At 65.5% G+C, this 13,426-nt stretch carries 15 protein-coding genes; 6 read left to right on the top strand and 9 right to left on the bottom strand.

Annotation, left to right across the window (positions count from 1 at the left end):
• The first annotated feature begins 5 nt into the window (after positions 1–5).
• From rfbA to KZZ07_RS05015, 4 genes are all read left to right on the top strand, one after another.
• The gene (gene rfbA, locus KZZ07_RS05000) at positions 6–881 is read left to right on the top strand and encodes a glucose-1-phosphate thymidylyltransferase RfbA (protein WP_219512637.1); all 876 of its coding nucleotides are present in this window, start codon (positions 6–8) and stop codon (positions 879–881) included.
• On the top strand, positions 878–1,660 hold the full coding sequence (locus KZZ07_RS05005; protein ID WP_219512638.1) for an enoyl-CoA hydratase-related protein: 783 nt from the start codon (positions 878–880) through the stop codon (positions 1,658–1,660). The genes rfbA and KZZ07_RS05005 overlap by 4 nt, the downstream gene beginning before the upstream one ends.
• On the top strand, positions 1,660–2,178 hold the full coding sequence (locus KZZ07_RS05010) for a thioesterase family protein (RefSeq protein WP_219512639.1): 519 nt from the start codon (positions 1,660–1,662) through the stop codon (positions 2,176–2,178). Before KZZ07_RS05005 ends, KZZ07_RS05010 begins: the two co-directional genes overlap by 1 nt.
• Before the next feature lie 70 nt (positions 2,179–2,248).
• Positions 2,249–3,217 (top strand): SMP-30/gluconolactonase/LRE family protein, encoded by a 969-nt coding sequence (locus KZZ07_RS05015; protein ID WP_370631068.1) that lies wholly within the window; start codon positions 2,249–2,251, stop codon positions 3,215–3,217.
• Positions 3,218–3,352: 135 nt separating this feature from the next.
• Here KZZ07_RS05015 and KZZ07_RS05020 read toward each other — a convergent pair whose 3' ends face one another.
• The 4 genes from KZZ07_RS05020 to KZZ07_RS05035 form a co-directional block, all read right to left on the bottom strand.
• On the bottom strand, positions 3,353–4,339 hold the full coding sequence (locus KZZ07_RS05020; RefSeq protein WP_219512640.1) for an ABC transporter substrate-binding protein: 987 nt from the start codon (positions 4,337–4,339) through the stop codon (positions 3,353–3,355).
• Positions 4,340–4,390: 51 nt separating this feature from the next.
• Positions 4,391–5,242, bottom strand: coding sequence for an ABC transporter permease (locus KZZ07_RS05025; protein WP_219512641.1), 852 nt, complete (start codon positions 5,240–5,242; stop codon positions 4,391–4,393).
• Positions 5,239–6,159 carry an ABC transporter permease gene (locus KZZ07_RS05030; RefSeq protein ID WP_255564172.1) on the bottom strand — a complete coding sequence of 307 codons (921 nt, stop codon included), beginning with the start codon at positions 6,157–6,159 and terminating at the stop codon, positions 5,239–5,241. Before KZZ07_RS05030 ends, KZZ07_RS05025 begins: the two co-directional genes overlap by 4 nt.
• A 150-nt stretch (positions 6,160–6,309) precedes the next feature.
• Positions 6,310–7,131, bottom strand: coding sequence for an ABC transporter ATP-binding protein (locus KZZ07_RS05035; protein WP_370631069.1), 822 nt, complete (start codon positions 7,129–7,131; stop codon positions 6,310–6,312).
• Positions 7,132–7,210: 79 nt separating this feature from the next.
• On the opposite strand from KZZ07_RS05035, the gene KZZ07_RS05040 reads away from it, so the two are divergent.
• Positions 7,211–7,609 carry a cupin domain-containing protein gene (locus KZZ07_RS05040; protein WP_219512643.1) on the top strand — a complete coding sequence of 133 codons (399 nt, stop codon included), beginning with the start codon at positions 7,211–7,213 and terminating at the stop codon, positions 7,607–7,609.
• Positions 7,610–7,620: 11 nt separating this feature from the next.
• Here the strand turns inward: KZZ07_RS05040 and KZZ07_RS05045 are convergent, their stop codons facing one another.
• The 5 genes from KZZ07_RS05045 to KZZ07_RS05065 all read right to left on the bottom strand — a co-directional run bounded on the left by KZZ07_RS05045 (position 7,621) and on the right by KZZ07_RS05065 (position 12,634).
• Positions 7,621–8,043: a VOC family protein gene (locus KZZ07_RS05045; protein WP_219512644.1), complete on the bottom strand. Its 423-nt coding sequence runs from the start codon at positions 8,041–8,043 to the stop codon at positions 7,621–7,623.
• Positions 8,040–9,425, bottom strand: coding sequence for a pyridoxal phosphate-dependent decarboxylase family protein (locus KZZ07_RS05050; protein WP_219512646.1), 1,386 nt, complete (start codon positions 9,423–9,425; stop codon positions 8,040–8,042). The genes KZZ07_RS05045 and KZZ07_RS05050 overlap by 4 nt, the downstream gene beginning before the upstream one ends.
• A 34-nt stretch (positions 9,426–9,459) precedes the next feature.
• Positions 9,460–10,917: a dihydropyrimidinase gene (gene hydA / locus KZZ07_RS05055; RefSeq protein WP_219512648.1), complete on the bottom strand. Its 1,458-nt coding sequence runs from the start codon at positions 10,915–10,917 to the stop codon at positions 9,460–9,462.
• Positions 10,918–10,963: 46 nt separating this feature from the next.
• Positions 10,964–11,254, bottom strand: coding sequence for a GIY-YIG nuclease family protein (locus KZZ07_RS05060; RefSeq protein WP_219512649.1), 291 nt, complete (start codon positions 11,252–11,254; stop codon positions 10,964–10,966).
• 129 nt (positions 11,255–11,383) lie between these two features.
• Positions 11,384–12,634 carry a Zn-dependent hydrolase gene (locus KZZ07_RS05065; RefSeq protein WP_219512650.1) on the bottom strand — a complete coding sequence of 417 codons (1,251 nt, stop codon included), beginning with the start codon at positions 12,632–12,634 and terminating at the stop codon, positions 11,384–11,386.
• A gap of 150 nt (positions 12,635–12,784) precedes the next feature.
• Between KZZ07_RS05065 and KZZ07_RS05070 the strand changes: the two genes are divergently transcribed.
• The gene (locus KZZ07_RS05070; protein WP_219512651.1) at positions 12,785–13,420 is read left to right on the top strand and encodes a TetR family transcriptional regulator C-terminal domain-containing protein; all 636 of its coding nucleotides are present in this window, start codon (positions 12,785–12,787) and stop codon (positions 13,418–13,420) included.
• Positions 13,421–13,426 lie beyond the last annotated feature (6 nt).

A 13,426-nucleotide genomic window follows, 5' to 3' on the forward strand; every position in this document is an offset into this window, starting at 1 on the left:
GTCGCATGACCAGGCGCAAGGGCATCATTCTGGCGGGCGGATCGGGCACGCGGCTGTACCCGATCACGATGGGCATCTCGAAACAGCTGGTGCCGATCTACGACAAGCCGATGATCTTCTACCCGCTGTCGGTGCTGATGCTGACCGGCATCCGCGAGATCTGTGTCATCACCACGCCGCAGGACCAGGAACAGTTCCGGCGCACGCTGGGCGATGGCAGCCAGTGGGGGCTGTCGCTGGATTACGTCGTTCAGCCTTCGCCAGACGGGCTGGCCCAGGCCTATTTGCTGGCCGAAAGCTTTCTGAACGGGGCGCCGTCGGCGATGGTCCTGGGGGACAACATCTTTTTCGGTCACGGGTTGCCGGAACAGCTGCGCACAGCCGACGCGCAGGAGGTGGGTGGCACGGTCTTCGGCTACCGCGTCGCGGATCCCGAACGCTATGGCGTGGTGGATTTCGGCCCCGATGGCACCGTGCGCGCGATCATCGAGAAACCGACCAAGGCGCCGTCGCCCTATGCGGTCACGGGGCTCTATTTCCTGGACGGCAGCGCACCGGACCGAGCGCGCGAAGTCAGCCCCTCGGCGCGTGGAGAGCTGGAGATCACGTCACTGCTGGAAATGTACCTGCACGAGGGGGTGCTGAACGTGCAGCAGATGGGGCGCGGCTATGCCTGGCTGGACACAGGCACGCATGGCTCGCTCCTGGACGCGGGCAATTTCGTCCGCACGCTGTCGGAACGGCAGGGGCAACAGGTTGGCTGCCCCGAAGAGATCGCCTATCAACAGGGGTGGATCGACGCGGACGCCCTGATGGAGCGCGCCCGCATGTTCGGAAAATCCGGCTACGGCGCCTACCTGGCGCGACTGGTAGAGACATGAGCGATGTGACGACAGAGCGGCGCGGGCGCGTGCTGCTGGTGACTTTGGACCGGCCCAAGGCCAATGCGATCGACGCGGCCACCAGCATCGCGCTGGGCGAGGCGTTTCAGACGTTACAAGAGGATGACACCCTGTCCGTCGGTATCGTCACCGGCGGAGGCACGCGGTTCTTTTCCGCCGGCTGGGATCTGAAGGCCGCGGCAGAGGGCGAGGCGGCGGATGCCTGGCAGGGCGTTGGCGGCTTTGCCGGGCTGACGGAATACTGGGACCTGACAAAACCGGTGATCGCCGCCGTCAACGGGCTGGCGCTGGGCGGCGGTTTCGAACTGGCGCTGGCGGCGGACATGGTCGTCGCCGCCGATCACGCCGAATTCGCCTTGCCCGAGGCCACCATCGGCGTCGTGCCGGACAGCGGCGGGGTGATCCGCCTGCCGCGCCGCCTGCCGCGCGCGGTGGCGATGGAAATGCTCATGACGGGGCGCCGCGCCGGGAGCGAGGAACTGCAGCGCTGGGGCGTCGTCAACAGTGTCGTACCCGCCGAACACCTGCTGGACGCGGCACTGGAGCTGGCAAACCGCGTCGCGGCCTGCGCGCCGCTTTCCCTGCAGGCCATCAAGGAAATCGACCGCGCCACCGACGGGCTGGGCGACCGGGAGGCTTTCAAAAGGATGCGCGCCGGAGACCTGAGCGCCTACGGGCGCGTCTACGACAGCGACGACGCGGTCGAGGGCATCGCCTCGGTCTCGGAAAAGCGCGACCCGGTCTGGAAGGGCCGCTGATGCTGGTCACGGAAACCTTCCTGCACGACTGGACCGGAGAGATCGCGGCCCCCCTGACCCTTGTCCGCAACAGGGTCAAACCCGACTGGGTGGACGAATACCACCACCTGAACATGGCCCATTACCTGACCATCTGCGACCAGGCGAACTGGGCTTTCTGGAACTGGATCAACGCGCCCGTGCAGACCATCGAGGCGCGCGCGGGCCATGAATACGCCATCGTCGAAAACCACGTCACCTATACCGGTGAACTGCCCGAGGGCGCCGCGTTTTCCATCGAGACGCAGCTCTTGGACGTGGATGCCAAGCGGTTTGTCCTGTTCCACCGGGTGCTGGACGCCGAGGGTAATCCCAGCGCCACGAACGAGGCCAAGATGCTGGGGTTCAACCTGGGCACCCGCCGCGCCGAGGCCTGGCAGCCGGAGGTCGCCGACAGGCTGGCACAGGTGCTGGCGGCGCACCAGGCGCTGGGCACCCCGCCCGAGGCGGGACAGGGGATCGCGCTGAAGCCCCGCTGAGGCTTTACAATCGCGCAGCCACGCACGAGTTTCGCCCCTGCACGTCCAGGTCAGCAGGAGGAGACGACAGGTGAGCGACAAGGACCAATTCCCGAATGGCTGGGCGCCGACGACACGCTATCCCGACCCTGCGGTGCAATCGCTCGACCCCGCCTTTGACAAGTACCGCCTGCCGCTTGCGGGGGTCGAACGGCTGGCCACGGGCCTGCGCTGGGCCGAAGGCCCGGTCTGGTTCGGTGACGCCCGCCACCTGCTATGGAGCGACATCCCCAACAACCGGATCATGCGCTGGACCGAGGAAACCGGCGCGGTCAGCGAGTACCGCGCGCCCTCGAACTTCGCCAACGGGCACACGCGCGACCGGCAGGGGCGGCTGGTCTCCTGCGAACACGGGGGGCGGCGTATCACCCGGACCGAACAGGACGGCAGAGTCACGGTGCTGATGGACAGCTACCAGGGCAAGCGCCTGAACTCACCCAATGATATCATCGTCAAATCCGATGGCACCATCTGGTTCTCGGACCCTGTGTTCGGGATTCTGGGCAACTACGAAGGCTACAGGTCCGAACCGGAGTTGAACCAGAATGTCTATTGCCTGAACCCCGACACAGGCGAGGCCATCGTGGTGGCCGATGACATCCTCGGACCCAACGGCCTGTGTTTTTCGCCGGACGAAAGCATCCTCTACATCGTCGAATCCCGTGGCGTTCCGACCCGCAAGATCCTTGGCTATGACGTCGGCCCGGACGGGTGCAGCCTGTCGAACAAGCGTGTGGTAATAGACGCCGGCCCGGGCACGCCGGACGGGATGCGCTGCGACGTGGAGGGCAACCTGTGGTGCGGCTGGGGCATGGGCGACCCGGAACTTGACGGCGTCATGGTCTTTGCCCCGGACGGGCGGCCCATCGGGCGCATCGCCCTGCCGGAACGCTGCGCCAATGTCTGTTTCGGCGGTCGCGCGAACAGCCGCCTGTTCATGGCCGCCTCGCAATCGGTCTACGCGCTCTATGTCAACGTGGCGGGTGTCAAGGGCGGCTAGTCTGCGCCCCGGCGCCGGTGTTTCTTTGGGCCAAAAATACCTCCGGGGGTTTGGGGGCAGAGCCCCCAACGACCCAAAAAGTGAAAAGCCGCGTTGCCGCGGCTTTTCTCAAGTCTTCAACACTGGGAACAAAGCTCAGTCCAGCGCCGCGTCCGTGATGACATGGGTCCAGGCGCCTTCCGGCTCCTTGGTGATCACCGGGTCCGATCCGCCGGCCAGCAGCGTGTCCACGGTCCGCTGGTAATCCGCCGGGTCCAGCGCGCCGTTCGAGCCCGCGGTCAGCTTGGCGACCTCGCCCATCATGCGGATCTGGTGGCCCTCGGTCTGGGCGCCGGTCTCGTCATAATCCAGCACGATCATCGCGGCGTCCTCGGGGTTCTCCTCGGCCCATTTCCAGCCTTTCATCGAGGCGGCCACGAAACGGGCCATCTTGTCGACGTACTCGGGATCTTCGAGGTTCTCCTCAAGCACGTAGAGCCCGTCCTCCAGCATCGCGACACCCTGGTCCTCGTACTTGAAGGTGATCAGCTCGGACGGGTCGACGCCCGCGTCGATGACCTGCCAGTATTCGTTGTAGGTCATGGTGCTGATGCAATCCGCCTGCCGTTGCAGCAGCGGGTCGACGTTGAAGCCCTGTTTCAGCACCTCGACAGAGCCTTCGGCCTTGCCGTCGGTGGCGATGTCCAGCTGGCTCATCCAGGCGAGGAAGGGGAATTCGTTGCCAAAGAACCAGACCCCCAGCGTGCGGTTGTCCAGGTCGGCAGGCTCCGAGATCCCGGCATCCTTCCAGCAGGTCAGCATCATGCCCGAGGATTTGAACGGCTGCGCGATGTTGACCAGCGGCAGGCCGTTTTCGCGGGCCGAGAGTGCCGCCGGCATCCATTCCACGATCACGTCGGCGCCGCCGCCCGCGATCACCTGCGTTGGCGCGATGTCCGGCCCGCCGGGCAGGATCGTCACGTCCAGGTCGGCCTCGTCGTAATAGCCGTTTTCCAGCGCCACGTAGTAGCCCGCGAACTGTGCCTGCGTGACCCATTTCAGCTGCAGCGTGACCTCGTCCGCCGCCAGCGCGGGGCTGGCAAGCCCCAGGGCCGCAACGGCGGCGATCCATGTCTGTTTCATCTTCAGTACCTCCTTGGTGCTTATTGTATTTTGGCCGGTTTTCCGGTCCGGTTATCGGCCGCCCCGGTGCGAGGCGTGCCAGAATGTCATGCGGCGTTCGGCCAGGGCGACGAGGCCATAAAACGCCGTCCCCGAGAGCGCCGAAACGAGGATGGCCGACCAGACCATGCCAAGGTCAAGCTGGCCGATGCTGGTCGAGATGCGAAAGCCAAGCCCCAGCGTCGGGCTGCCGAAGAACTCGGCAACGATGGCCCCGATCAGCGCCAGCGTCGAGCAGATCTTGAGCCCGTTGAAGACAAAGGGCAGGGCGGCCGGCAGGCGCAGAGTCCAGAGCGTCTGGCCCCAGGTCGCCGCATAGGTGCGCATCAGGTCGCGCTGCATCGCGGTGGTTTCCGACAGGCCAGCGACCGTGTTCACCAGCATGGGGAAATAGACCATCAACACGACGACGGCGGCCTTGGACTGCCAGCCAAAGCCGAACCACATCACAAGGATCGGCGCGGTGCCGACGATGGGCAGGGCGGCCATGAAGTTGCCCAGCGGCAGCAACCCGCGCCGCAGGTAATCGGACCGGTCCACCAGCAGAGCCGTCAGGAAGGCCGCGCCGCAGCCGAAGATATACCCCGACAGCGCGCCCTTGAGGATCGTCTGCACAAAATCGCCCCAGAGCGTACTAAGGTTCTCGGCAAAGCTGGCCGCGATCAACGAGGGCGGCGGCAGGATCACGGTCGAGACCTGCATTCCGCGCACGATCAGCTCCCACATGCCCAGGATGGTCAGGCCAAAGATCAGCGGCACCGCAAGGCGCACCGCGCCCGTGTCCCGCGCCGGCCCGTTCGCCAGCATCACGTTCAGGCCAAAGCCCAGGACCCAGAGCAGAACTGCGAAAATCACCAGAGTCATGGCATCATCCCCATCCGGCGCAGCGTGCGCCTTTCCAGGGCCGCGATGGCATAGACCAGCAGCGCCGCCAGTGTCGCGGCCACCAAGAGCGCGGCCCAGATCTGTGCGGTCTGGCCATAGTAGCTGCCCGCCAGCATCCGCGCGCCAAGGCCGCCTTTCTGCACCGGCAGTTCGCCCACGATGGCGCCCACAAGGCTGGCCGCGATGGCGATCTTGAGCGAGGCGAACAGGTAGGGGATCGAGGAGGGCAGGCGCAGTTTCGTCAGCACCGAGGCGGTGGACGCGCTATAGGTGCGCATCAGGTCCATCTGCATGGCGTCCGGGCTGCGCAGCCCCTTCACCATGCCCACGACCACCGGAAAGAACGACAGATAGGCAGAGATCACCGCCTTGGGGATCAACCCCTGCACCCCGATGGAATAGAGCACCACGATGATCATCGGTGCCAGCGCCACGATGGGAATGGTCTGGCTTACGATGGCCCAGGGCATCACGCTCATGTCCATGACGCGGGAATGCACGATCCCCACCGCGAGGCCCGCGCCCAGCAGGGCGCCGATCAGGAACCCCAGGAAGGTGGCGTTCAGCGTTACCAGCGCGTGATAGACAAGGCTGCGGTTCGACAGCGTGCCCGACCGCACGATCCCGCGCCGCCCGTTCAGTTCCTCGTCGATGGTCGAATCGTAGAGCTCCACCAGCACCTGGTGCGGCGCGGGCAGCTTCGGGCGGTCCGAACTCCAGCTGTTGCCAAGCGCATGGGTGTTGCGAAAGACCAGCGCCCAGTTGCCCATGTCGCGCCGGTCCACGGCGGAGGGCGGGGAGACCTCGACGCCGGCACGCTCTGCCGCCGTCAGCACTTCCTTGACGTTCATCGGGACGACAGCAACGTACCAGATCGCCATCAGCGCCAGCACCATCCCCAGCACCGGCGGCAGACGCAGCCAGCGGGGCCAGCCTCCTGCACTGGCCCGGGTCCCCGGATCGCTCGCCTCAGCCATGTGTCGCCTCCTGGCCCGGGGCTTGGAGGTCCCGGATCAGGGCCGGGACGGGGGCGCGCAGCGTGACAGTCATTCTTCATACCCCGCGCGCAGTCCTTCGCGCACGCGGTGCGCGATCTCGATGAATTCCGGCGTGTCGCGGATGTCCAGCGGGCGCTCCTTGGGCAGCGGGCTTTCGATCACGTCGGTGATTCGGCCCGGACGCGGGCTCATCACCACGATATGCGTCGACAGGTAGACCGCCTCGGGGATCGAATGGGTGACAAAACCGATGGTCTTTTCCGTCTTGTCCCAGAGCTTCAGCAACTCCTCGTTCAGGCGGTCGCGCACGATCTCGTCCAGCGCGCCAAAGGGTTCGTCCATCAGAAGGATGTCGGCATCGAATGCCAGCGCTCTTGCAATGGACGCACGTTGTTGCATCCCTCCGGACAGTTGCCAGGGGAATTTCTTTTCAAAACCTGATAACTCCACAAGCTCCAGCACCCGTGCCACGCGCTCGGCCTGTTCGGCTCGGGAATAGCCCATGATCTCCAGCGGCAGCGCGATGTTGCGCCCGATGGTCCGCCAGGGGTACAGACCGGCGGCCTGAAAGACATAGCCATAGGCCCGCGCCCGGCGTGCCTCGTCGGGCGTCATGCCGTTCACCGTCAGGCTGCCGCCGGTGGGATGTTCCAGCGCCGCGATACAGCGCAGAAAGGTTGTCTTGCCACAGCCCGAGGGGCCGATGAAGCTCACGAAACTGCCCTTGGCAATGTCGAGGCTGACGTCCTTCAGCGCATGCACCGGCCCGTCATTCGTCTGGAACGTCAGGTCGAGGTGGTCGGCCCGGATGACGGGTGCGGCGGTGGCGGTTTCCGCCTCCGGCCAGTTCGTTATTTCTTCATCGCTCAACACGCGTGATCCTTGTTTGGCGCAGCGGCAGCGCCGCTGTAGGCTGATCATTCAGGATGTTCGATATCGGGGGTGTACCATGACCGACTGCAAAAAACTGCGCCCGGGGGGCACGTATGACGGCAAGCAAGGCTTTTCCTACTTCGAAGGCATCGCGAAAGAGACGGTCGGGGCGCAGGGGATCTGCATGCACCTGCTGACCGTCCCGCCGGGCGGGCGGGCAAAGGCGCATAAAAATGCGACCCATGAAACCGCCATCTATGTCATTTCCGGCCGGGCCCGGATGTACTGGGGTGAGCGGCTGGAGCATTGCATGGAGACGGGGCCGGGCGACATGATCTACATCCCGGCGGACGTGCCCCATCTGCCCCTGAACGACGGCGACGAACCGGCGGTGGCGGTGATCGCCCGCACCGACCCGCACGAACAGGAATCCGTGGTCCTGCTGCCCGAGCTGGAGGCGCTTGTTCCGGCCTGACGCGGGCACGCTCATTCCGGGATCTCCCAAAGCGCGGGGTCCGCGAATTCCACGCTGTTGCCCGCCGGATCCCGCACATAGACGGATCGCGGCCCGTGCGGCCAGTTGAAATCGCTTTCGATGGCGATGCCACTGTCGGTCAACCGCGTCACCATCGCGTCGAGGTCCGCCCCCGGTACCGAGAAACAGAGATGCCCCGGCCCGCGCGCCCCATGCGGCGGCACCGGCAGGGCGCCGTCCCTGGGCGGTTCCTCTGTGGCCTCGGCGATAAAGGCCAGCACAACCGAGGTCCCGCAGCGAAAGAAGACATGCCGCCCCTCGACGCGGATGATCTTTTCCAGCCCCAGGATGCCGCCATAGAAGCCCTCGGCGGCGTCGAGGTCATCGACGTAGATGGCGGCCTCCAGGACGCCGGTGAGGGTGGGGGCAGTCATGCCAGCGCTCTCCTGGCCGAAAGGATCTCGTCGCACAACAGATCCACGTCCGTCTCTGTCGTCGCATAGTTGATGATCGAGATGCGGATGATCTGCCGGCCGCGCCATGCACCATGGCTGGGATAGACCTTGCCGCGGTCGTGGACCCGGGCCAGCACGGCGGCTGTCAGCGCATCGCTGCCGCAGGACAGCGAGATCTGGTTGGCAGACACCTCGTTCAGAACCTCGATCCCGGGGTCTTGCGACAGGCGATCCGCCGCGTGCTTTGCGAGCCGGCAATGCCTTGCCACAAGCTCTTGCACACCGGCGCGACCCAGGTGTTTGAGGATGACATATGACGGGACACCCCGGGCCCGGCGGCTCAGTTCAAGGGTCGAGTCCGAAGGTTCCCATGTGTTGGACGGGTCCGGCAGATAGGCCCCGCGCGCCGTCATCGCGGCCACCAGCGGGCCCCGGTCGCGGGTGATGCACAAACCGGCGTCATAAGGTGCGCTCAGCCATTTGTGCAGGTCCACCGCCCAGCTGTCCGCCTCTTCGACCCCGGCGAGCCGGTTGCGCAGGTCTGGCACCGCGCGCAGCCACAGACCGAACGCGCCATCCACATGGGTCCAGCCGCCGCGCTCCCGAACCATCGGTATGATTTCGGCAAACGGGTCAAAGGCGCCGGTGTTGATCTGCCCCGCTTGCAGGATGACCAGAGGCGGGGCCGCGCACCCCTTCAGCGCGGCTTCGAAGGCCTCGGGCCGGATACGGCCCTGATCGTCGGTCTCGACCCGGATGGCCCGTGCCGCCCCGAACCCGGCATAGCGCAGCCCGGCGAGCGGGGCGGAATGGCAGTCGGCGCCGATAAGAACCGGGACCTCGGGGGCGCCGAACATCCCCCGTTCCTCGACGTCCCAGCCCTCGCTGTCCAGCAAGGCATGTCTTGCGGCCATGATCGCCTGGGTATTGGCAACCGTCGCCCCGGTAACCACGCCAACCCCGCTGTCGCGCGGCAGGTCCAGCAGGTCCAGGCACCATCGGCACATCACCTGTTCGATTTCGGCGACGGCGGGGGATTCCCAGGACGAGGCCGAATTCTGCCCCCAAGCCGAAACAAGCATGTCGGCGGCAACCCCGGCGGGCATGGACCCGCCGCAGACATAGCCGAAAAACCGCGGCGAGGCATGGGAATGCAGGCCCGGCGTCGCCGTTTCGACCACCTCCCGGATCACGGCGTCCGCCAGAGCGCCCGTGTCCGGAACACCCTCGCCGAACCGGCCCACCATCGCCTCGGGCCGCACCTCGGGGACGGCCGGGGCCGTGCCCAGGCCGTCACGATAGGCCGCGGCCAGGGTGGCCGCCGTTGCGATGGCCCGCTGTTCATCGGCATTGAGGCTCATGCCCGCATTCCCCGTCTGCGCTCCGGCGACGCGCTCACACCCCGCTCGCCGGGATTCCCGTGCGTTTTACCGGGCGCGGCGCGGTCAGTTCCTTCCACTTCGACAGCGCCTTGTTCGTCGGCGTGCCCGGTGTGCGCTTGACGAATTGCCCGTGGCCCTCGCGCGAGCGCAGCTCGCCGTCATGCACCGCCACATGGCCGCGTGTCAGGGTGAACCGTGGCAGGCCCTTGACCTCTTTGCCTTCGAAGACGTTGTAATCAATGGCCGACACCTGGCTTGCGGCAGTGATGGTCTTTTCCTTTTCCGGGTCCCAGACCACGATATCCGCGTCCGACCCCACCCGGATCGCGCCCTTGCGCGGGTAGCAGTTCAGGATCTTGGCGATATTGGTCGAGGTCATGGCGACGAATTCCTCGGGCGTCAGCCGCCCGGTGCCCACCCCATGCGTCCAGAGCATCGGCAGCCGGTCCTCAAGGCCGCCGGTGCCGTTGGGGATCTTGGTGAAATCGCCGACGCCATAGCGTTTCTGATCGGTGGTAAAGGCGCAATGGTCCGTCGCCACGACCGAGAGAGACCCGGACATCAGGCCGTTCCAAAGGCTCTCCTGGTGCTTCTGGTTGCGGAAAGGGGGCGACATGACGCGGCGCGCCGCATGGTCCCAATCCTGGTTGAAATACTCGCTTTCGTCCAGAGTCAGGTGCTGGATCAGCGGCTCGCCCCAGACGCGCTTGCCCTGCTGGCGCGCGCGCCGGATCGCCTCATGCGCCTCTTCGCAGCTGACATGGACGATATACAAAGGCACGCCCGCCATGTCCGCGATCATGATGGCACGGTTGGCGGCCTCGCCCTCGACCTGCGGCGGACGCGAATAGGCATGCGCCTCGGGCCCGGTATTGCCCTCCGACAGCAGCTTTTGCGACAGGTCCGCCACCACGTCGCCGTTCTCGGCGTGGACAAGGGCGATCCCGCCCAGCTCGCCGACGCGCTGGAAACTGGCGAACATCTCGTCGTCCTGCACCATCAGCGCGCCCTTGTAGGCCATGAAGTGCTTGAAGGTGGTGATGCCGCGATCCTCGACGACCGTCTTCATCTCGTCAAAGATCTGTTCCCCCCACCAGGTCACCGCCATGTGGTAGGAATAGTCGCAATGCGCGCGGCCCGACTTGTTGTCCCACATCTGCAGCGCGTCCAGCAGGCCCTGGCCATCGGGCGAGGGCAGGGCGAAATCCACCACCATCGTCGTGCCGCCCGCCAGCGCGGCGCGGGTGCCACTGTCGAAATCATCGGTGGAATAGGTGCCCATGAAGGGCATTTCCAGGTGCGTATGCGGATCGATCCCGCCCGGCATGACGTAACAGCCGGTGGCGTCCAGCTCCTCGTCGCCTTTCAGGTTCTCGCCGATCTCGGTGATGATGCCGTTCTCGACCAGCACATCCCCCTTGTAGCTGAGATCCGCCGTGACGATGGTGCCGTTCTTGATGACTGTGGTCATTGGTGTGTCTCCCTGCGTGACGCAGTCCCGGACCTGATCCGGGACCTCAGAGAAACGAGGTGTCCATGATCAAGTCGGACCAGTTCGGATTGATTTCCTTGATGAGAGCGTCTTTCCACGCCCGTCGCCATCGTTTCAGCTTGCGCTCGCGCGCGATGGCCTCCGGCAGCGTTTCGTGGGCCTCGTAGTAGACGAGCTTCCTGATGCGATACTTCGCCGTATGCACGGACCCGAGGCCGGACCGGTGTTCGGCCATGCGTTTCCGCAGGTCGCCGGTCACGCCGATATAGATGGCAGTGTTCGACTGGCAGGCCGCGATATAGGTATAGAACGCCATTCCAGGACATTCGCGCGACTTGGTTAACGATTTCCCAACGCAGTCCCGGGCCTGACCCGGGACCTCTCCCCTCGGCCGACAGGAGGTCCCGGGTCAGGCCCGGGACTGCGTATGCGCGGGGTGGCACCGTCACTCCACGATCTCCGCCGTCTCCACCACCGCGTGGAACAGCACATCCGCCCCGGCCTTGGCCCAGTCCTTGGAAATCTCCTCGGCCTCGTTGTGGCTCAGGCCATCGACGCAGGGGCACATCACCATCGCCGTCGGCGCCACCTGGTTGATCCAGCAGGCGTCATGCCCGGCGCCCGAGATGATGTTCATATGGCTGTAGCCCAGCCGGTCCGCCGCGTTGCGCACCGCCGCGACACAGGTCTCGTCGAAATCAACCGGGTCAAAGCCGCCGACCTTCTCGAATTCCACCTCCAGCCCCATGTGGGTACAGATCTCTTCCGCCGACACCTTGAGCCGCGCCTCCATGTCCCGGATCACCGCCAGTTCGGGCGATCGGAAATCGACTGTGAAGACCGCCTTGCCCGGGATCACGTTGCGCGAGTTGGGGTAGATGTCGATATGGCCCGCCGCGCCTACCGCGTGGGGCGCGTGGCTCAGCGCGATTTCCTCGACCTTTTCCAGGATGCGCGCCATCGCCAGCCCTGCGTTCTTGCGCATCGGCATCGGGGTCGATCCGGTATGCGCATCCTTGCCGGTCACCGTCACCTGCGTCCACGACAGCCCCTGGCCATGCGTGACAACCCCCACGTCGATGCCCTCGGCCTCCAGGATCGGCCCCTGTTCGATGTGCAGTTCAAAGAAGGCATGCATCTCGCGCCCGCCGACCTCTTCGTCGCCCTTCCAGCCGATCCGCACCAGCTCGTCGCCGAACGACTTGCCCTCGGCATCCTCGCGCGCATAGGCCCAATCCTGCGCGTGCACCCCGGCAAAGACGCCCGAGGACAGCATGGCCGGCGCAAAGCGCGTGCCTTCCTCGTTGGTCCAGTTGGTCACGACGATCGGGTGTTTGGTCTTGATGTCGAGGTCGTTCAGTGTCCGCAGGATTTCCAGCCCGCCCAGGACGCCCAACACCCCGTCGTATTTGCCGCCGGTCGGCTGCGTGTCGAGGTGGCTGCCGACATAGACCGGCAGCGCATCCGGGTCCGTGCCCTCGCGCCGGGCGAACATGTTGCCCATCGTGTCCAGCCCCATGGTGCAGCCGGCCTCTTCGCACCAGCGCTGGAACAGGGCGCGTCCCTCGCCATCGGCGTCGGTCAGGGTCTGGCGGTTGTTGCCCCCGGCGACGCCGGGGCCGATCTTGGCCATCTCCATCAGGCTGTCCCACAGCCGGTCGGCATTGATGGTCATGTTTGCAGCAGGTGCGGCCATGTCGTATCTCCCCGTGAAATTCCCCGTCTCTCGCGGGCGTTCCGATTTGACCAACCGGTCAAATCAACGCTACCAGAGGTCAGGAGTCAGTCAAGCGTCCTGCCGCCAAATCCGGCAGATGCTGTTAAATAGGGCAGGGGGCGCGTGGCCATGATCGGAAAATCGGCATCGGGACAAGGCGCAAAAGCCGCGCCGCAGACCCGCATCCAGCGGGCCAAGCGCGAGGCCATTCTCGAAGCCGGGCTGACGGTCTTTTCCGAAGCGGGGTTTCGCGGCGCCACCCTGGATCGAATCGCCAGCGAGGCGGGCCTGTCGAAACCCAACCTGCTCTACTACTACCCTTCCAAGGAGGCGATCTACGAGGCGCTCCTGCGCGGGCTCCTGGAAACCTGGCTGGACCCTTTGCAGGCCATCGACCCAAAGGGAGAGCCGGTCGAGGAACTGCTTGGCTACGTCCGGCGCAAGTTGCAGATGTCGCGGGACTTTCCCCGTCAAAGCCGGCTGTTCGCCAATGAGATCGTTCAGGGCGCGCCGCGTATCATCCCGGTGCTCGAGGGCGAGCTGCGAGGGATGGTCGACAGGCTGTCGACCGTGATCGAGGGCTGGATCGCAGAGGGGCGGCTGGCGCCGGTCGACCCGCGCCACCTGATGTTCTCCGTCTGGTCGCTGACCCAGCACTACGCGGATTTCGACGTGCAGGTGCGCGCCGTTCTGAACAACGACGATCCCTATCCCGGGGCTGAGACGCATCTGGAATTGCTGTTCCGTCGCCTGCTGACGCCCTGACCCTAC

Source organism: Mameliella sp. CS4 (genome assembly GCF_019392335.1).
GTDB lineage: Bacteria > Pseudomonadota > Alphaproteobacteria > Rhodobacterales > Rhodobacteraceae > Antarctobacter.